The following is a 19578-nucleotide window of genomic DNA, read 5'->3' as shown; positions in this document are numbered from 1 at the left end:
AAGTCACTCTAAGATATTTTAACACAATTCAGCAGAAAAGTTATTGTAATTCCAGCAGTACCGTATCTCTTCTTGTCACATCAACCCGTCTGCAGGCATTTTCAAAGGCTCCGCCCTCGCCTATGACTATACATTTGTGTTTGGCACGCGTAATGGCGGTATATATCAGCTTGGTATTGTGCATAATATAGTGTGTAAAACTCATAGGAATCACCACAATATCATACTCCATGCCCTGTACTTTGTGAATGGTAAGGGCATAAGAGAGCATCAAATGTGATTTCAGCTCTTCATACTCATAACGAACCACTACATCTTCATTGGGGTAAAAAACAAAAACCTGCTCTTCTTCTTCATCAATTTTAAAAAGGAGTCCGCTCATGCCGTTAAAAATTCTCCGCTCATTCGCTTCCTCCCCCTCTTTAAAGCCCTCGCCACTCCAAGAAACCATATTTTCATTTTTTGTATGCACGACCTTGTCCATCAGACGAAATTCAAGTTCTCCCCGCTTGACACACTTTTTCGGATTGGGATTAAAATACTCCTGCAAAACTTTGTTGAGATTATTCGAGCCTAATATTCCGCCTTTCATAGGCGTAATAACCTGAAAATAGTTCAGATACTCTTTAATCTGTTTGTTGCTCAGCCGGTATCTTGCTTTTTCTATAGACTCGACAACCCGGTGAATAATCTCCGCAATAATCTGTTGTGAGTTGTCCTCTCTGAGGTTTTTCAGCTCCTCCTGTGAGAGTTGGTTCTTCAAGGCATAGTAGTTTTGGATACTGACATCGACAAACTCGAAATCTTCATATTTTTGCCGATACTCGGGAATCTCTGCCTGACGAATTTGGTTGGCGATGAGGGTAATCGCCTGTTCTTCACTCTGTCTGTAAATCTGCGTCAGTTTCACAGTAGGCGCGAGTGCGAGTGTCAGCACATCACTCAAAACATTTCCCGCTCCGATAGGAGGCAACTGCGCATCATCTCCGACAATAATGACAATGGCCTTTTTAGAAATTTTGTGCATCACCCGTGCAAATAAAGAGGAGTTTATCATCGAAGCTTCATCAATCAATACGACAGAATAGGGAAATTTGTCACTTCCCTCATGTTTGACCAGCAGTGACTGTATGGTGGCGGACTCAAAACCTGTCGTGTCGCTGATACGCTGGGAAGCTATGCCGCTCAAAGCACAGGTAATTATCTCTTTTTTATCATATCGGGTGTTGAGCAGTTCTAAAATTGTTTTGCTTGTCGTACTCTTTCCTGTTCCGGCATAGCCGACTAAAAAAAGTAAAGAAGCGCCCTTATTTATCATCTCCACGGCAGTTTTTTGCTGTTCGCCGAGCTTGAGAGAACTCTCAGACAAAAAAGCATCAAGGTCTTTGACAAATCCGCCGCTGTCAAGTTTTGCTCGCGTTGTAAAATCATCATACAAAAACTTCTCTGCATCATACAGACGTGCAGGAGAAACCCGATCGTTTTTCATAATCACTATGCTTTGTTCAGCCACCCGCTCCACCAAAGCCGCCTCATACAGATTTTCTTTGTTGACAAACCCGAGCAGTTCGTCCAGACCGCCAAAAAGCACCTCTTTTGCTATGCAGCTGTTTCCCTGTGCCTCACAGTAGTTTAAGAGCACATAATCCATCGCCGAACTGATACGCTGTTCATTCTCAGGAGTCACGCCCATTTTCAGTGCCAGTTCATCTGCACGTTTGAAACCTATGGAGTTGATATTTGTCAGAATGTAGGGATTTTCTTTGATTTTTGTGCACGGCTCGTCCACATCTTTCATCGCGGTGGCAATCGTTGTCAACAGTGCCGGTGTTACATCATAAGGGCTTAAAAACTCCCCCAGCCGACGCATAGAACGAAACTGTTTCCAGGAAGCCTGGATTTTTTTGAGCCGTTTTTCTTTAATGCCTTTGAACTCCAGGAGTTTTTCTATGTCATTGTCCAAAATTTCTACAAGTTCTTCCGTGCCGAAATGTTCTATCAGATCCGCAGAGAGTTTTTTTGTAAAGCCTTTAATGATTTTATTTAAAAAGAAAAAGAGTTCATTCTGGTTGACTTTGAGTGTCTCAAATTTAAAAGTCCTGCCATACTTTTTATGCTCAACCCACTCTCCCTCAAGCGTAATAGCAGACCCTTTAATACTCTCGACATCACTTTCAAAATAGGTCCCGCTGATTTTTTCACCGCTTTTTAAAACAGCAATGAAAAAGCCCTCGGATTCAAAAAGAATTCTGTCGATTTGCCCTATGAGTGTCACGAAACTACTTCGTTACTATCGCAAAGCTCTGCTCTAGGATCTCTGTATGCTTTTTGATAAAATCATTCAAATCTTTGAGCTTTAATTTTTTAATTTTTTTGAGTTCTGTTTCTGAATGATTCAGAGGAAAACCTTTGTAGTAGTCCATAAAGGTGCGTTGCAGTCTTTGGCTCATGGTTTCTACCCGTAACGGTTCACTGCCGAGAAGAAATTTCTTTGTCTGTTCAAGCTCTTCTTTGCTTACACCTTTGTGAACAAATTCCGAAATCACATTTATGACTGTTTTTTTCGCCTCATCCATTGAGTCAAGTTTTGTCTGCAGATATCCGTCCATATACGAAACAGATTTGTTTACATGTACCCGAGCATAGGCGGAGTAGGCAAGTCCGCGTTTGACACGAATCTCTTCCATCAGACGACTGCCAAAACCGCCTGTTCCGAGTATAAAGGTTGCCACTCTGGCTTTGTAATACTCTTCATCATTTACAGCCATATTATACGGTGAGCCGAAATAGATGTATGCCTGTTCTGTTTCTCTTTTTAAAATACTCTCTTTTGGCTTGTCACTCGCTTGAAAATGCGGCAGAGGTTCGCTTTTGCCTTTTGGCAGTGTATTTAAAATTTTGGCCATATTCTCTTTGACTTCTTTTATATCAAGATCACCTCCGATGACAATGATAGCTCTAGCCACAACCAAATGCTGCTTCACAAACTCTTTTACATCCTTTAGTTCTATGCTTTTTACGCTCTCTACAGTGCCCGATGCAGGCTGTGCCAGCGGTGTGTTTGGGAAAAGAAGCTTTTTGAGTTCGTTTGATGCAACATAATCGTAGTCATTCTCTTTGCGGCTAAGTGAACCAAGCGTCATTGTCTTGACTTTGGAAAGCGCTGCTTCACTGTAGTTTGGATCTTTCAGCAAAGTATTTAAAAACTTTGTGGCATTTTCAAACTCATCTTTAAGCGAACTCATTTCAATTACAAAGGTCTCACTGCCTGTATTTGCAGATATGTGAATCGCCCGAGACTCAAGCTCCTCAGAAAAGCCGTTGGAACCCAGTTTTTTTGTTCCCTCATTGAGAAGTTTTGAAGAAAATTTTGCCAATCCCGGTATTTTTGTATCTGTTATCGTTCCGCTGTTTGTAAACACAATCTGTGTGTTGACAAGGGGAAGTCTTTTATCCTGCTCAAAAATAAGCGGGACTTTGATTCCCTTTACTTCTATATAGTCTATTTGTGCTGCCATGATTATCTGTCCTATTGCTAATATTATAAAAAAAAGTTTCATTATTGAAATATCTCTAAAGTCTCATATGCCGTATTTCTTACAGCCGGGATTTCACCCAGGTCTTTGATGAGATGTACCATCTCCTCTTTTGCCATGTGGTAGGCCGCACCGGCTGAACTGACGACATTTTCTTCCATCATCGTGCTTCCCAAATCATTTGCACCGAATTTGAGTGCCATCTGACCGATATAGGGACCCTGCGTAACCCAGGAACTTTGAATATTTGGCACATTGTCAAGATACAGACGGGCAACAGCCAACAAACGCAAGTATCTGTTAGAAGAGGGTTTTTCCATGTCAGGAATCAGACGCAGCAGTTCCGTGTTTTTGCCCTGAAAACTCCACATAATGAAAGCACGGAATCCTCCCGTTTCATCCTGCAGATTTCGCACCATATCCAAATGCGCTATGATATCTTCATCACTCTCAACTGTTCCGTACATCATTGTCGCCGTACTCATTATACCGAGTTTATGCGCCTGTCTGTGAACATCCACCCAGACTTCAGCGTCTATCTTTTTGGGTGCAATAATGTCACGCACTTTGTCTGAAAGTATCTCAGCCCCCGCACCCGGAATAGAAGCCAGTCCTTTTGCTTTTAAACGTGCCAAAACTTCCTGAATACTGATACGCGAAACTTTGGCGATGAAGTCCAACTCGATGGAACTGAATCCGTGAATCGTAATCGTCGGGTATTTTTGATGAATGTGTTCCACCAAATCTTCATACCACTCTATTTTGAGTTTTGGATGCACACCGCCTTGAAAAAGTATCTGTGTCCCGCCGATTTCCAAGAGTTCGTCTATTTTTGCATCTATCTCGTCAAAGCTCAGCACATAGGCATCCGCATCTTTTTCATGTCTGTAAAAGGCACAGAACTTGCAGTCTACCCAACAGATGTTTGTATAGTTAATGTTTCTGTCAATGACAAAGGTCGTGATTCCTTTTGGATGCAACTCTTTTTTTCTGTTCGTCGCCATCTTTCCTAACTCTTTTAAATCCGCATTGCGGATTAAATCCAGTGCTTCTTCTTTTGTCAGTCTACTCATTGTATCGCTTTGTTTGTAATTTTATCAAGTGCATTATCTATTTTTTGCACCAGTTTATCTGAGAGCAACGGGTGTTCTTCTTTGAGCCAACTTCCGTTTCTGTAGGCAACTTTCACCTTTTTGTCTCTGTCTTGGTAGACAAGAATTTTCATAGGCAAATCAACACCTGTTACAATATCCTGCTGCATCAGTTGTGTGCCTGTTTCAGGATTGCCAAAAATTATCAGTTTACTGCTTCGCATTTGCATCCCGATGTGTTTTGCATTTGCCTGATGGTCAACTACAGTAAAAACACGCAAACCCTTTTTTGTCACAATGTCTTTTATCTTCTGTATTGTTGTATCAACACTCTTTGTACTCTCTTTTATAATGATATCATTTGCAAAAAGAGTAACATTTAAAAGTGTTACCAACAGTAAAAAATATTTCATTATTTCCATCCTCTGTTTCGTGAACTGATAGACTTCTTTTTAATAAAAAGCCTGTAAAAAATGTACATTGCAAGCATACCAATAAATACACCCAGAATTACCTGAAGCCATGCAGCTAAATTTAAAACTTTATGTAAAATATCGGCATGTTCTTTGTTGTCTATATTTATATTTGCCATCTCTGCAATATGTGCCATTGCGGAAACTGCCAGATTTCCTTCCGGTATACTTTGGTGACAGGCCACACAGGCTCCGGCTCTGTCTGTTTTATCAATCTGTGCCTGACTCAGAGGCTGTGAAAGTTTCCAGTGATGCCCGACAGTCTGCAGTTGCGTTCCGTTTTCATCTAAAAATTTTGAGTAGTCAAAATGAAGATTCGGTATGGCAGGAATTTGTTCATCTACAATCGTCGGCATTATTTTTCCATCAGCACTCATGATATCGACTATAGTATCCACAGAAGGATCAAATGTTGTTTGCGAACCTGTTATACCGTACCCGAGTGCTTTTTTCATTGCATGACAGCTTTCACAGCTTCTTGGTTCTTTTTGAATGGTATGAGGCTGAATCGGTGCCATATCAATGGCATTTTGACCTTCAGCTCCTGCACCTTCGACATTTGGTATTTTAAAAATGTGATTTTGCAAAAGCGCCTTACCGTCTTTCCCGATAACGGTAATCGTTGTCTGGCATCCCGGAACAGTCGGGCTTATACGTCCTTCTCCGTTTTGGGACAGAGCCGGATCTTCCCAGCGTAAAAAACTTCTTGTTTCGGTAACCTGTCCGTCAACCAGATATTTTTTCAATGATTTTCGCATAATACCTGTTTGTCCGTGTATATCATGATCATGAGAAGACTGCAGATAATCAGGGTTTTGTTTTCCGCCGCTGTAGTCAATTTTCACATGACAACCGTAACACTGTGGTGCCCATGTTGCATGACAGGTGTAACACTCAAGTCTGTCATTGTGTGCTGTAATCTTGTCCATTGCCAGCAGTCCGGCTTTTGAGAGTTTTTCCTCTTTTTTAAGCAGTTTGAGCGGTTTGAGCACCACATCTTTTCCGCTTGCCAAATGCATTATAACTTCATTGCCTTTTTTGGTTGCATGTATCAAAGGATTTCCCCGTGCCGAAAGCAGATAACCCTCATCCGGTTTATTGACACTTCCCTGTTTTAGATACTCTGCCATCGTCTTTGTAACGCCTCTGGCTTCTCCTGTCTGTGGAGATGTCTTAAACTCATCACTGTAACCCAATGGCAGTTCCCAGGGATATTTTTTTGTTGTTCCGTGGCAGTCCTGACACTCTATCTCTACAGCACCGGCATTGGCTCCGCTTAAAAAACCGTCTCCGTGCATATCATTGGATGTGTGGCAATCCTGACACAGCATTCCCTTTTTGAAGTGCACATCTCCCTGCATATGAATGTATCGTTTGGTATGAAGTTTGGGCTGGGGGTTTCCGTCTTTGTCAAAAGTTGCCTTGTAAGCAGTTTCCATCAGTCCCTGATATGAAACCCCGATACGCTTTCCGCGATTATGGCATGTTGAACATGTCTCTGTCGGAATGCCCGAATAACTCTGTTTATGCACCGTAACTTTTGTTTCGCGTGATGACTGTATCTGATGCACAAGCAAATGGCCCCGTTCTTTATGCGATATACTTTTGTCGCCACCCTCATAATAGCCTTCGTTTGAATAGGGGATATGACAGGCTGCACAGCCTATACCTCGGTAATCACCTCTTTTTTGACGCCCTTTGCTTCCTGTATGGCAACGCAGACACTCTTGACGCAAATAGGTATACACAGCCAAAGAAGGGTCTTTTTCAATCTCTTGTGCTGTTGGAGCGGGAGGCAGCTGGGTCATCTTTTCAGGAAATGCCTGCGGTTCCATTTTTGAGAGTTTTTGCATATACTCCTGATACTTTTTTGTACCGAGTCTGGCATGAATATCTGTTGGATTTTTTGTTTGATATGTGCCTACTGTATGGTTATATCCCTCTTTGCCGCCAAAACTCCAAAGTGCTCCCTGGATTTTTCCCTGTTCTGTCATCATCAGAGAATTCATTTGTGCTGCGACTTCTTCTTTGTGACACATTCCACAGGTGTTTTTGTTGACCCAGGTACTTCCCGGTGCCGGATAAAACTCTTTGGGGCCTTCATGCGACAAAAAGTATTTCAGACTTCCTTTATGGGCTTTGCTTTTATGTTTTGTTGCCGGATTGCCTCCGTGACAGACAATACAGCTGTTTTTCGGATACCCTGCTTTGGCTGCTTTTTTTGCAATCGCTTTTGCCATGCCGGATTCAGGCGCCCGTATATGCTCAATCCCTCCGTGACATTTCAAACAGTTGTTTGTTTGTTTGTAATTGACTGCTGCAGATAAAAATGTTGCAAATAAAACACCGAACCAGAGTATCTTTCTCATCTCTGTTTATGCCTTTTTGTCTTTGGCTATTGCATCTAAAACACCATTGATAAACTTTGGAGACTGTTCTGTTCCAAACGATTTTGTAATTTCAACTGCTTCATTGATAACTACGGCAGAATCAAGCCCGCTAAAAAGAATTTCATACGTAGCCAGTCGCAATGTTGCACGTTCAATGGCACCCAGACGTTCAAAATCCCACTCTTTGAGATGTTCTACAATAGCTTTGTCAATTGCCTCAATATGCTCCATTACACCTTCATAGAGTCCAAGAGCAAAATCTTTTTGCTTGTTTCTGATTTTTTTCTCTTCAAGAATTTCATTAGAGTGTTCGGAAGTATTGCCATTTCCAAGATCGTATGCGTACAAAAGGCTGACTACAGCCATACGTGCCTGTTGACGAGTAGCCATTACAGCACCTCATACAAATCTAGCATTTCAATCACAACCGTCATTGCTTCAAAACCTTTGTTTCCGGCTTTTGTTCCGGCTCGCTCTATCGCCTGTTCAATCGTGTCAGTTGTCAAAAGACCGAATGAAACCGGTTTTTGGTATTTTAGACTCATACTTGCAATTCCTTTTGTCGCTTCAGCCGCAACATAGTCAAAATGCGGTGTTGAACCGCGTATTACGGCTCCCAATGCACAAATTGCATCATATTTTCCACTTGCAAGGAGTTGATCGACGATCATCGGCAACTCAAACGCACCCGGAATCAATACATGTGTCAAATCTTCTTCATTCCCGCCGTGACGGTCAAAAGCATCTTTTGCTCCCTCTACGAGTCTGTCCACTATAAAGTGGTTCCATCGTGTACTTACTATGGCAATTTTTTTGCCGTTTACTACTTTTAATTTACCTTCAATTAACTGCATACTTCTTCCTTGTGAGTTATTTATATTACTGCTTGTATTTTTTTGATTTTCTCTATCAGTTTTTCCAATTCGTCTAATTTTAGCATATTTGGACCGTCACTCAAAGCACAACTTGGATCAAAATGTGTTTCAAAGAAAAATCCGTCCACGCCGATGGCTGCTGCTGCTTTTGCAAGATGCGGCACCATAGAGCTGTCACCGCCTGTTTTTCCGCCTAAAGCACCCGGCATCTGTACAGAGTGTGTGGCATCGAAAATCACCGGTGCGAATTCTTTCATAATCACCAAAGAACGCATATCCACAACAATGTTGCCATATCCGAAAGAACTGCCTCTCTCTGTCAGATAGACCCCGTGCTTTTGGGAATTTTCATAACTCACTTCATCACATCCGCGGGTTTTAAGCACTTTCATAACAGAGTATTTCATATCAGGCGGGTTGATAAACTGTCCCTTTTTGATATTTACCTCTTTGTCTGTTTTTGCACAAGCGACGAGCAAATCTGTCTGCCGACATAAAAATGCAGGAATCTGCAACATATCTACCACATTTGCAACAGGCTCAACCTGAATCGTTTCATGCACATCCGTCACTATTTTATAGCCAAAATCATCTTTGACTTTTTGGAGTATGCGAAGACCTTCACCCATACCCAAACCACGAAAACTCTCCAAAGATGTTCGGTTGGCTTTGTCAAAACTCGCTTTAAAATAAAAATCTATTGTCTCGTCATTATGATATTTTTCCAATGCTTTTGCTATTGTAAAAATATTTTCTTCACTCTCAATAACACAGGGGCCCGCCAAAAGTTTCATAATATATCTGCCTTTCAAAAATATAGCTTATTATAGCTAAACGATTTTAATCCCTACTTATCGCGTGCAACCATAATACCCGCAACAACTATCAGTACGATTCCAAAACTCGTTACCAGTGACGGAAAAGCATCTCCCAAAAACAGACCGACCAGTATCGAAAAAAGTATATTTGTATAACTTACAGCACCGACAATTCCCGCTTTTGTCTCTCCGTAGGCTTTTGTCATCAGCAATTGTGCAATTGTAGCAAAAATTCCCATCGCAAAGAGATAGAACCAGACAATACCATGCGGCATTACAAATTTTGCAAGCATAAAATCAAGTTCAGGAAAGTTCAGATAAGGAGAAACAACAAACAAAATGACCGGACCGAGTGTTCCTGTAATCATAAAAGAAAGCACAATGGCACGGGTGTCATAGTAGGCTTTTAATTCCCGTACAGAGGTATAGGCAAGTGCTGCACCCACCCCGCTGAAAATTCCGAGCAGATCATATTTTGAAAATCCGATTCCGCTCGGCTGTGTTATAAAAAGTATACCGATAAAGCCTGTAAAAACGGCAATCCATCCCCTGTAAGAGAGTTTTTCATTTAAAAAAAGCCAGGCAAATATTGCCGTAAAAATCGGAGATGTTTTTGAGTAGGTCATTGCATCGCCCAGAGGAATATGTGCGATATTGTAAAAAAATGCCAGCAGAGCGACAAAGCCCATGAAACCCCGAAAAAAGAGCAACAGAGGCTTTCCTCCCTTGTGCTGCATAGGCTTTTTCAATACTGCGATACCGACTAACAGTACCCCTGCAATATTTCTAAAAAAAACAACTTCAAGTGAACTCATGTTTTGACTGGCAAGTTTGGCAAAAGCACCCATAACAGCAAATGCCAGGCTGGCAATAAGCATATACTGTACGCCTTTGTTTAAATTTTTGATTCTATTCATAAATGCAATTATATCCATTTACTTCAGCATTGTATAATCTCATAAAAATATAGGAAAAACTATGGGTAATTTATTTTTATTTCTGCTTTTAGGGGCAGTCTTTTATTATATATTTAAAAGTTACGGCAGATACACAGCCGAATATTCGCAAGAAGCATTTAAAAATTTTTCTGTTTCGTATGAATCACTCAAAAACAGTGAGCTGGGACTTTTTGTCGCCCTTGTTGCCAAAGTTGCCAAGGCAGACGGTCATGTCGATGCCCTTGAAGCACAGCTTGTAGGCATCATGTTTGATGACATTTCCAAGGTCTTTCCGGAACCTGCAAAAACAAAAGATATTTTAAAACAAATCTTCAACGAAGAAAAAGAACGCCGTGACAATACAGAGCAGATTGCCCATGCTTTAGCAGAAGCACTCAGACGTAATAAAGCCCAACAAGAGCAGTTTATGGGATTTCTCATTCAGCTCGCTTTTGCAGACGGTGAAGTAACCCAAAGTGAAGAAGAAGTACTCACCACAATTGCCGAGGCTTTTGCATTTGATCCGCAAAAATATCACGCTCTGTTTGACCAGTTTGAAGCGATGATGAAAAACATCCATCCGCAGGCTACGCTGGATGATGCCTACAAAATTTTGGGTGTCAGCAAAAATGATGATATGAGCAGCATCAAAAAAGCCTACAGAAAGCTTGTGCGTCAGTATCATCCTGATATCATCAAGTCTCAGGGAAAAAGCGAAGAGTATATCAAAGAAGCAACCGCCAAAACGCAAGAGATAAATCAGGCCTATGAGATGATAAAAAAAGCCAGAGGATAGCGTGTGAAATCTCTTTTTATACTGCTTTGCTTCCTTGGCACTCTTTTGCAGGCATCACAAAACAGTGCCCTGCTCTTTCACGGCAACTGCACAACCTGTCATTTTGAAACGAAATCTGTCTCGGCCCCGGCAATGATGGAAGTGCGTACAAGATATTTGAATGCATTTCCCAATAAAAAAGATTTTGTCAGACAGATGGCAGAGTGGGTACAAAAACCGAGCGAAACAACTTCAATCATGCAAGATGCCATTGACAAATACGAACTCATGCCCAATCTTGCCTTTGAAAAAGATGTTTTACAAGATATAGCTGCATATATTTACGAAACAGATTTTACCAGGCAACACAGTCCGCACTGAAGTACGGATTCCGGGAATATGTCACAACCCGTCCTTTAAGGAAGTGAGAGTGGCAAAAAAGTCACACCAGTCGGTACTTTAGTGCCGACTCTCAGGATTTAAAAGCATAAAACCGTTTAACCCGCTGGGCTGAAATCTTTCTCCCAAAAAAATTCTATCCATGCATCTGCTTCATTTATCCAAAAATCCGGTTCATATATTGATGTTTTTTTATAAAAAAGTGTCGAAGATTTAAATGCCGTTTCAGGAAAGTTTTTTTGCAAATGCTGCATGACATACGCAAGTGTTTCACCGCTGTCGGCTATATCATCCACAACAAGCACTCTTTTCACATCTGCCAAACTGCATATTCCAAAAAGAGACAGCGCTTCGCGTTTACATGTAGCATCATACAGCTCTGTTCTTATACTCTGCACATCTCGAATATCAAGCCCTTCTGCCAGACAATGCGCCAGGACAAGCCCGCCTCTTGCAACAGCAACTATTGTTTCAGGTTCAAATGTTTTCACATTGTCTCTAAGTTTACATGTATCATTTCTGAAATTTTCATAAGAATAGTACTGTTTCAATATTTTCCTTAGTAATGGTAAAGATTTATGGTAGTATACTACATGTAATGTTAATAAAAAGGTACTGTCAATGAATAAAATAATGAAAAATATAATTGCAACAACACTGATCGCAGCAGCGATTACAGGCTGTAGCAGCAAAAAAGCCGAACCAAAAAAGCAGGAAGTCTACACACCCACCTTTACATGTAAACAAGAGGGAGTAGCCGCTCCCAGATGGACCTGTATACCGGAAGTACCCGGTTACTATGCAGGTGTGGGTGTTGCAGAGAAAAGTGCAGCAGGTATTGCCCATATGCGTCGTGTTGCCCTCATGAACGGCCGTTCTGATTTGGCACAACAGATTGAGAGCAAAATCAAAGACAAGATGGAAGGTTTTACGAGAGCCACAGGAAACGGTTCTGCCGAAACAGTGGACAAAGTCACAACGGCTGTCACAAAACAAGTGGCAAAAGTGGATTTAAAAGACTCCAAAGCTATAGATATGTGGACGGCGCCATCAGGTGCAATTTATATGCTTGTAACTGTTCCCGAGTCAAGCGTTAACCAAGAGGTCAAAAAAGCCTACAAAAAAACTGTTGCTTCAAGTTTTCAAAATGACAATGCCCTTTGGCAGCAGTTTCAGTCAAAACAGGCACTGGAAAATTTAGACAAAGAATTTCCGACTGAATAACAGCACTCCCTACTGCCTGTAAAACAGGCAGTTTTTGCTTCTCTCCCCATTTAAACCATAATTTAGATATAATTTCAAAAATATTTTATAATTCTTCGCAAGTTTACAAGGTTCACTCATGAAAAAAATCGCAATTATAGGCCGTCCAAATGTTGGAAAAAGCTCACTTTTTAATCGTTTGGTAAAAAAACGTGATGCCATAACATCTGATTTGGCAGGAACAACACGGGATGTCAAACGAAAAACAGCCGTAATTATTGACAAAGAAGCAGAACTGTTAGATACGGGTGGACTTGATAAAGGGTGCGAGCTTTTTGATAAAATAAAAGAGATGTCATTAAAAGCTGCCTACAAAGCAGATATTATTTTGTATATGGTCGACGGCAAAGGTTTGCCTGAGGATGAAGACAAAAAACTTTTTTATGAACTCCAAAATATGGGTAAAGAGATTGCTCTTGTTGTCAACAAAATAGACAATGACAAAATGAAAGAGAAGCTCTGGGAGTTTTATGAGTTTGGCACAGATGCCATCTTCGGTATCTCTGTAGCACACAACAGGAATACTGTTGAACTGCTTGATTGGATCTATGACAAACTGCCACAAAGTGATATTCTCAAAGAAGACGAAACAGAAGAAGTACAAATCATCACAGAGGAGAAAGAAGAACTCAGTGATGAAGAATTTTTCTCACAATATGCCCAGGATGAAGAAGATGACAGTTTCATCTACTGGGATGAGGAAGAGGTAGAAGATGACTCAATATTTGCTCAGAATGATCGTATCAAAGAGTTTGATGAAAATGACATAAACCATATAAAAATAGCTATTATCGGACGTACCAATGTCGGAAAAAGTTCACTGCTTAATGCTCTTTTGGGCGAAGAACGTTCTGTTGTGAGTTCTGTTGCCGGTACAACAATCGACCCGATTGATGAGACCATAGTCTATAAAGACAAACAGCTTACCTTTGTTGACACAGCAGGGCTTCGCCGTCGTGGAAAAATTGTCGGTATTGAAAAATATGCTTTAATGCGCACAAAAGAGATGCTTGAAAATGCAAATATGGCACTTGTTGTTTTGGATGCGAGTGAGCCGTTCTTGGATTTGGATGAAAAAATTGCGGGACTTGTTGATCAAAACAGGCTTGCCTGTATTATCATTCTTAACAAATGGGATATTGCCAAAAGAGAAGAGCATGACAAAATCATCAAAGAGGTGCGTGACAGATTTAAGTTTTTAGCCTATGCCCCTATTTTAACCCTTTCGGCAAAAAGCCATCAAAGAGTAGACAAACTTCATGATATGATTTTAGAAATAAACGAAAACTATTCACAAAGAATTCCGACATCCCGGCTCAATGAAGTTTTGGAGCGGGCACTGCGCCGTCACACCCTGCCAAGTATGCACGGACAGGTGATTCGAATCTATTATGCAACACAGTATGAAACACGACCGCCAAAAATTGCCATTGTTATGAATAAACCCAAAGGTCTGCATTTTACCTACAGACGCTATCTTACTAACAAACTGCGCGAAGCCTTTAATTTCAGTGGAACCCCGCTTCTTTTTAAAGCAAAAAAGAGAGGAGACAAATAAACATGAGTTATGCGCTTGCGTTTACATTTTTGTTTGGCGGAATCGGACTGACAGCCTTGAGTGTTTATTTTTACAAAAAGATGAAAGAGGAAGAAAGAAAAAACAGCCGGCACTAAAGTACCGATTCCGATTTAAAAAGGTTTAAGCACAACCATCGCTACAATAACAAGCATCAAAAGTGTCGGTACTTCATTATACATTCTGAAAAACTTTCCGCTTTTTGTGCATCTGTCTTCTAAAAGCTGTTTTCTGTACACATTCATTGAGTAAAAGTCTATAATTAAAAAAAGTACAAACAGAAGCTTTACATGTAACCACGGAGCACTCATCCATCCGCCAAGATAAATAAGTGCCGCACCGCTAAGGAGTGTAGCCCACATAGCAGGCACACCTATATATTTAAAAAGCTTCATTTCCTGAATTTTAACTACCTCTACAAAACCTTTGTTATTACTGTTTTCAACATGATAGACAAAAAGCCTAGGCAGATAAAACAATACTGCAAACCAGGAGATAAAAGAGATGACATGAAACCATAAAAGCCAGTTATACATATAAGACACCTAAAAGTTTTTTTCTATATACACAGATTCATAGTTTGAACCACCGTGTCTTACATTGTTAATCAAACCAAAAATCCCTGACCGGTGTTTTAACAAAACACCAATATATGTTTCATCTAATGGCTTATACTTCACAAGTTTTCCCAAATCAAAATCCAGGCTTATATCCAAATAATTTAAAAAGTGTGAATTGTTGTCATTATGATTTTGAGCATCTATGCGTTCTATCTCCAAAACACGGCTTACATAAGAAGCCCCCTCTCCAAAACCAAAACGCACTCTGTTATTCCAAAAATCAATATTGTAATATGCTTTTATATAAATATCAGCACCATATACATCTTTTTGTGCCGTTTCATCATAAAATGTCAATCCGCCTTTAAGATACAAATCTAATGGTAAAGTAAATAAATCTTTTGCTAAAAGATACCCTCCATCTAAATTATACGCTTTTAAATCATCTCTGTAAGCTCCAAACTTTCCAAGCGCTATATCAGCTGCCGAATAGAATGTAGGTTTTCCAACCGCCACTCTAAGAGAATAGTTACTTTGTGATGCCCAAAGATTTACTGTGAAAATCAAAAATAATAATAATTTCATATAGCTGCTTTATACATCTGTAAGTTCTAATTCTTTAATAGAAGGCCCTTTATGATCAGTTACTTTGTCATGTAAGCGGCGTAAAGCTTTATTTGCACGGTCAACAGCCACATCAATGGCAGCATCCAGGTCTTTGTGGTGTTCACTGATGACAATAGGAGCAGAGTGTGCTACATGTATTTCAAACTCTACCAAGACACCTGCTCTTTCAGCAGAAACTATACAGTTTACTCTTGTAATATCTAAAGAAAACTTTTTAAATTTTTCAATGCCCTGTTCTATATGTGCTTTCTTTTCGTCTGTTAAAGTTATATCTTTTGCACGAATTTGTACTATCATCATAAATCCTTTAATTTTAAGCCATAGGGCTTAATTATATTTAACTATATAATAGCAAAATAAAGCTGAGATGGGTATAATACGCCTTAAAAAATCAGGAATTGTATAATGAGAGTTTTAACCGGTATTCAACCCTCAGGTGATTTGCATATAGGAAACTACTTTGGTTCTATCAAACAGATGGTCGATGCACAAAAAGAGAATGACACTTTTGCATTTATAGCAAACTACCATGCACAGACAAGCGTAAAAGACGGCAAAAGACTGGCAGAGCTGACTATGCAGTCGGCAACAGATTTTTTGGCACTCGGCATAGACCCGCAAAAATCAACTTTTTGGGTACAGTCTGATGTAAAAGAAGTCTTGGAACTCTACTGGGTGCTCTCTTCTTTCACACCTATGGGGCTGCTCGAACGTGCTCACAGCTATAAAGACAAAACTGCCAAAGGCATAGCCGCCAACCATTCGCTCTTTTCCTATCCTGTTTTGATGGCAGCAGATATTTTGTTATACCAGCCTGACATTGTTCCTGTCGGAAAAGATCAGATTCAGCATGTTGAGATTGCACGCGACATTGCTGTAAAATTCAACAATGAGTATGGTGAAATTTTTAAACTTCCGGAATATAAAATAGAAGCGAATGTTGCCACAGTTCCAGGAACTGACGGACAGAAAATGTCTAAAAGCTATAACAATACTGTCAATATATTTGGTGAAGAGAAAAAACAGCTCAAAACAATCAAAAAAATTGTTACCGAAGCAGTACCGATGGAAGAACCAAAAGAGTATGAAAACTGTAATGTGTACAATATGGCAAAACTCTTTTTAAATGAAAATGAATGCAAAGAACTCCAGGAACGTTACAAAAAAGGCGGGGAAGGACACGGGCATTTTAAACTCTATCTGCATGATGTGATTTGGGAATATTTCAGACCCTACAGAGAAAAAAGAGAATATTTTGCAGCGCATCAAGACGAAGTGAGAGAAATACTCCTCCAGGGTGCGCACAAAGCAAAAGAGATTGTAGCGCCGACTATAGACAAAGTCAGAACAGTAACAGGGATAAAATACTAAAAAAGTATTTTATCAAAGTCGCAAAGAACTTTTTACTATAAAGTTCTTTTTCGACCAGATCGGCTCTTTCAGATCCAGCAAATTGCGAACCTCATCGTTTACCAGACGATAATACAATGTCACTTCAACACTGTCTGCCCCATTGACCAGCGGCAAACGTATTGTTTTCTCACCATGTGCCTTTATACTTGTATCTTTACTTTGCTTCAGCGCAAGATGCGCAATACCGACTTTTTTATGTCTTCTTATATAATGGCGTGAAAGAGAAACAGTTTTTTCACTGATGACTGCAGTCCCTTTCTTATAGACAATTTCAACAAGAAGTTCTCTTGAACCAAAACCGCTTGGTATATTGTGCGGTTGCGGATTTTTAACTTTTATGAGCAGTCTGTTTTTTTGTTTTTTGAGTTTCAGATGCAATGCATCTTTCCACAAAGATGCTGTATGTGCTCCCACAAATCCGTGTTTTCTCACCATTCGCATTTTTGCTTTACCATTGTACATTTTATATGTTGCGGCAACACCCTTTTGTTTGGGACCCATATGACACGAGACACAGGTCTGCTTACCGACATACTCACTCTCCATATCTGTAAAAACCACGCCTTTTACACTTCTGTCATTTGCATGGCATACAAAACAGAGTTTATTTGGATTTGAACGCATAAACTCATGTGAGACTACCTTGTGATAAGGCGATTTGGCATCTTTGAAAGGTCCCGTCATAACACCCGACGGAGTCCACTCCACTCTGTTGATTCCTCGTTTTGATTTGTCATATTCATCATGTATTTTATCTATATTGTGACATACAACACAATTAATTCCTTCACTGATAACCTTTGAATTTACTGCTTTGTTCACAGGATCATCTTCATCTGCCAATCCCATAACAGCAGCAATTTCATAATCTTCATCTGTTTTTGTTACACTGATTCGAGGGTTATGACAGGTAGCACACTGAATTTTTACAGCATTTAAACTTTTTCTTGTTTTACGGCTGACATATTCAAGACTTTTCTTAAAATATTCATCTTTTTCAAAATGACTTTTTGCATGCCATGAAGCACTCCACTCTTCTACGATACGCCTGTGACAGACTTTGCAGTTTTCGGAACTTTCAAACCGTTTGCCGACTTCGACTGCTTTTGCTCCAAAAAGAGAAGTAAAAAAAATGAGTAAAAAAAGAAAAAATTTCATCTGAATCAAATCCTTGTCTGTTATTGGTTCAAGTACTTTTTGTACTTCATTTTTGCAAGTTTTTCTGACTTTTTGTCTACCTCATCCTTCATTGCAGTTTTATACTCGGCAATCTTTTTCTGCAGGGCTTCATCCCCTGTCCCAATAATTTGCGCTGCAAGAATTCCTGCATTTTTGGCACCGTTAATAGCTACTGTTGCCACAGGAACACCTCCCGGCATTTGCACGATAGAGAGCAGAGAATCCATTCCGTCAAGTGCAGAACTTCTCACCGGCACTCCAATAACAGGCAAGACACTCAGCGCAGCAATCATACCCGGCAGATGTGCAGCTCCGCCGGCTCCTGCGATGATGACGCGCAAGCCTCTTGCTTGTGCTGTTTGTGCATACTCTACAAGTTTTTGCGGTGTACGGTGTGCGGAGACAATATCTACTTCACAGGCAACACCAAATGCTTCACATATCTCAATAGCCCCACTCATAACCGGTAAATCCGAGTCACTCCCCATAATAATTCCAACCAACGCTTTACTCATATCTTTTTGCTTCCTTTAATTTTTAGAATATCTTTTGCTTTCATTGCCTTTTTTAATGCCTCGTCAATATCATCATCAAGGATTGTTACATGCCCCATTTTTCTAAATGGTTTCGTAAAGGTTTTTCCGTAAAAATGAAAAGACAGCTCCGGAATCTCCAATGCATCATGAATTCCTTCTATAAAAGGTTCTCCCTCATATCCTTCTTCTCCGAGCAAATTAATCATAACTGCAGGAGAAATAAGCTTGGTAGATCCCAAAGGCAGATTTGTTACCGCCCGGATAATCTGTTCAAACTGTGATGTTGCACAGGCTTCGACTGTATAATGTCCAGAATTATGAGGACGCGGTGCTATTTCATTAACCAAAATCTTGCCTTTTTTTGTTAAAAACAATTCAACAGCAAAAATTCCGACACCGTCCAAGGCTTTGATGGCTTCAATTGAAATTTCTCTTGATTTGTCCGCAATTTCTTTTGAAATTTTTGCAGGAGCCATCACAATGTCACAAATATTCACTCTCTCATCAAAAAGCATTTCAACCACAGGGTAGCATTTGATCTGGCCTTCAATATTCCTCGCGACGATTACGGCCAGTTCCTTGTCTATATCCACAAGCTCTTCGATAAATGATTCGGTCTGGAGTGCATTTTTTACATCTGCTTCGGATTTTAGCATTTGCACGCCCTTTCCGTCATAACCGCCCATCTTTGCTTTTTGAATAACAGGAAATCCAAAGGCAGCCAAATCTTCCTCTTTCTTCACATCTTTATAGGCAGGAACAGGAACACCTTTTTTGTCAAGAAGTTTTTTTTGCTCATATTTATTTTGAATAAGTTCGATAATATAAGGAGAGGGATGAATGATATGCCCATGATCAAACAGCTCTTTGAGTATGGAAGTGTCTACATGTTCCAATTCAAAAGTTGTCACATCTGTCTCTTGCACTAACTGTTCAAGCTTCTCTTTGTCATAAAACCCGCCAAGGATATGCTTGTCTGAAACCTGTGCGGCAGGACAGTTAAATGTGGGGTCAAGTATTGTTACATGAAATCCCATCTTTTTTGCTTTGTGTGACATGATTCTGCCGAGTTGCCCGCCTCCGATAATGCCGAGTTTCAAATTTGAATAGTTGAAATTTTTATCCATTT

21 protein-coding genes are annotated in these 19578 nt (G+C 40.2%); 5 read left to right on the top strand and 16 right to left on the bottom strand.

Features of this window, described 5'->3' with window-relative positions:
- Window positions 1-40: 40 nt before the first annotated feature.
- The 9 genes from MLC52_RS01895 to MLC52_RS01855 are packed head-to-tail and all read right to left on the bottom strand — an operon-like array spanning window position 41 to window position 10118.
- Window positions 41-2275, bottom strand: a complete 2235-nt coding sequence (locus MLC52_RS01895) for an AAA family ATPase (protein WP_434581029.1) — start codon at window positions 2273-2275, stop codon at window positions 41-43.
- 4 nt (window positions 2276-2279) lie between these two features.
- Complete coding sequence (locus MLC52_RS01890) at window positions 2280-3518, bottom strand: M16 family metallopeptidase (protein ID WP_434581617.1); 1239 nt, start codon at window positions 3516-3518, stop codon at window positions 2280-2282.
- A 41-nt stretch (window positions 3519-3559) separates the two neighbouring features.
- A complete protein-coding gene (locus tag MLC52_RS01885) occupies window positions 3560-4609 on the bottom strand; it encodes a dehypoxanthine futalosine cyclase (protein WP_151901093.1) in 1050 nt (349 codons plus the stop codon).
- Window positions 4606-5040 (bottom strand): DUF302 domain-containing protein, encoded by a 435-nt coding sequence (locus MLC52_RS01880; protein WP_151901094.1) that lies wholly within the window; start codon window positions 5038-5040, stop codon window positions 4606-4608. The genes MLC52_RS01885 and MLC52_RS01880 overlap by 4 nt, the downstream gene beginning before the upstream one ends.
- Complete coding sequence (locus MLC52_RS01875) at window positions 5040-7469, bottom strand: multiheme c-type cytochrome (RefSeq protein WP_434581026.1); 2430 nt, start codon at window positions 7467-7469, stop codon at window positions 5040-5042. Before MLC52_RS01875 ends, MLC52_RS01880 begins: the two co-directional genes overlap by 1 nt.
- 6 nt (window positions 7470-7475) lie before the next feature.
- On the bottom strand, window positions 7476-7880 hold the full coding sequence (gene nusB, locus MLC52_RS01870) for a transcription antitermination factor NusB (protein WP_151901096.1): 405 nt from the start codon (window positions 7878-7880) through the stop codon (window positions 7476-7478).
- A complete protein-coding gene (gene ribH / locus MLC52_RS01865; RefSeq protein ID WP_151901097.1) occupies window positions 7880-8344 on the bottom strand; it encodes a 6,7-dimethyl-8-ribityllumazine synthase in 465 nt (154 codons plus the stop codon). Before ribH ends, nusB begins: the two co-directional genes overlap by 1 nt.
- A 20-nt stretch (window positions 8345-8364) precedes the next feature.
- Complete coding sequence (gene kdsA, locus MLC52_RS01860; RefSeq protein WP_151901098.1) at window positions 8365-9159, bottom strand: 3-deoxy-8-phosphooctulonate synthase; 795 nt, start codon at window positions 9157-9159, stop codon at window positions 8365-8367.
- A 53-nt stretch (window positions 9160-9212) separates the two neighbouring features.
- Window positions 9213-10118: a DMT family transporter gene (locus MLC52_RS01855; RefSeq protein WP_151901099.1), complete on the bottom strand. Its 906-nt coding sequence runs from the start codon at window positions 10116-10118 to the stop codon at window positions 9213-9215.
- Between the two features lie 43 nt (window positions 10119-10161).
- Here MLC52_RS01855 and MLC52_RS01850 point away from each other — a divergent pair, with 43 nt between their 5' ends.
- Both MLC52_RS01850 and MLC52_RS01845 read left to right on the top strand, forming a co-directional pair.
- On the top strand, window positions 10162-10917 hold the full coding sequence (locus MLC52_RS01850) for a TerB family tellurite resistance protein (protein WP_151901100.1): 756 nt from the start codon (window positions 10162-10164) through the stop codon (window positions 10915-10917).
- 3 nt (window positions 10918-10920) lie between these two features.
- Window positions 10921-11277 carry a c-type cytochrome gene (locus MLC52_RS01845; protein WP_230973267.1) on the top strand — a complete coding sequence of 119 codons (357 nt, stop codon included), beginning with the start codon at window positions 10921-10923 and terminating at the stop codon, window positions 11275-11277.
- 116 nt (window positions 11278-11393) lie between these two features.
- On the opposite strand, the gene MLC52_RS01840 is transcribed toward MLC52_RS01845, so the two are convergent.
- A complete protein-coding gene (locus MLC52_RS01840) occupies window positions 11394-11846 on the bottom strand; it encodes a phosphoribosyltransferase (protein ID WP_434581023.1) in 453 nt (150 codons plus the stop codon).
- A 70-nt stretch (window positions 11847-11916) separates the two neighbouring features.
- Between MLC52_RS01840 and MLC52_RS01835 the strand changes: the two genes are divergently transcribed.
- Together MLC52_RS01835 and der are read left to right on the top strand one after the other, a co-directional pair.
- Window positions 11917-12519, top strand: coding sequence for an LPP20 family lipoprotein (locus tag MLC52_RS01835; RefSeq protein WP_346389280.1), 603 nt, complete (start codon window positions 11917-11919; stop codon window positions 12517-12519).
- Window positions 12520-12637: 118 nt separating this feature from the next.
- Window positions 12638-14116 carry a ribosome biogenesis GTPase Der gene (gene der / locus MLC52_RS01830; RefSeq protein ID WP_151901103.1) on the top strand — a complete coding sequence of 493 codons (1479 nt, stop codon included), beginning with the start codon at window positions 12638-12640 and terminating at the stop codon, window positions 14114-14116.
- A gap of 131 nt (window positions 14117-14247) precedes the next feature.
- Here the strand turns inward: der and MLC52_RS01825 are convergent, their stop codons facing one another.
- Genes MLC52_RS01825 through hpf form a run of 3 tightly spaced genes read right to left on the bottom strand, consistent with a single transcriptional unit; the run spans window position 14248 to window position 15618 of the window.
- A complete protein-coding gene (locus MLC52_RS01825; RefSeq protein ID WP_151901104.1) occupies window positions 14248-14670 on the bottom strand; it encodes a CopD family protein in 423 nt (140 codons plus the stop codon).
- A gap of 9 nt (window positions 14671-14679) precedes the next feature.
- Window positions 14680-15279 (bottom strand): hypothetical protein, encoded by a 600-nt coding sequence (locus MLC52_RS01820; RefSeq protein ID WP_151901105.1) that lies wholly within the window; start codon window positions 15277-15279, stop codon window positions 14680-14682.
- A 9-nt stretch (window positions 15280-15288) separates the two neighbouring features.
- On the bottom strand, window positions 15289-15618 hold the full coding sequence (gene hpf / locus MLC52_RS01815; RefSeq protein ID WP_151901106.1) for a ribosome hibernation-promoting factor, HPF/YfiA family: 330 nt from the start codon (window positions 15616-15618) through the stop codon (window positions 15289-15291).
- Between the two features lie 108 nt (window positions 15619-15726).
- Here hpf and trpS point away from each other — a divergent pair, with 108 nt between their 5' ends.
- Entirely contained in the window at window positions 15727-16692 is a 966-nt protein-coding gene (gene trpS / locus MLC52_RS01810) for a tryptophan--tRNA ligase (RefSeq protein ID WP_418640989.1), read from the top strand.
- 12 nt (window positions 16693-16704) lie between these two features.
- On the opposite strand, the gene MLC52_RS01805 is transcribed toward trpS, so the two are convergent.
- From MLC52_RS01805 to MLC52_RS01795, 3 genes are read right to left on the bottom strand one after another with little or no spacing between them, the layout of a single operon-like run.
- A complete protein-coding gene (locus MLC52_RS01805) occupies window positions 16705-17892 on the bottom strand; it encodes a multiheme c-type cytochrome (RefSeq protein WP_434581020.1) in 1188 nt (395 codons plus the stop codon).
- Between the two features lie 20 nt (window positions 17893-17912).
- Window positions 17913-18428, bottom strand: coding sequence for a 5-(carboxyamino)imidazole ribonucleotide mutase (gene purE, locus MLC52_RS01800; RefSeq protein WP_151901109.1), 516 nt, complete (start codon window positions 18426-18428; stop codon window positions 17913-17915).
- Entirely contained in the window at window positions 18425-19576 is a 1152-nt protein-coding gene (locus MLC52_RS01795; protein ID WP_151901110.1) for a 5-(carboxyamino)imidazole ribonucleotide synthase, read from the bottom strand. Before MLC52_RS01795 ends, purE begins: the two co-directional genes overlap by 4 nt.
- Window positions 19577-19578: the final 2 nt, after the last annotated feature.

Source organism: Sulfurimonas sp. NW15, assembly GCF_051132285.1.
Classification (GTDB): domain Bacteria; phylum Campylobacterota; class Campylobacteria; order Campylobacterales; family Sulfurimonadaceae; genus Sulfurimonas; species Sulfurimonas hydrogeniphila.
Note: the sequence above shows the minus strand (reverse complement) of the source record. Positions and strands in the feature narration are given on the sequence as shown.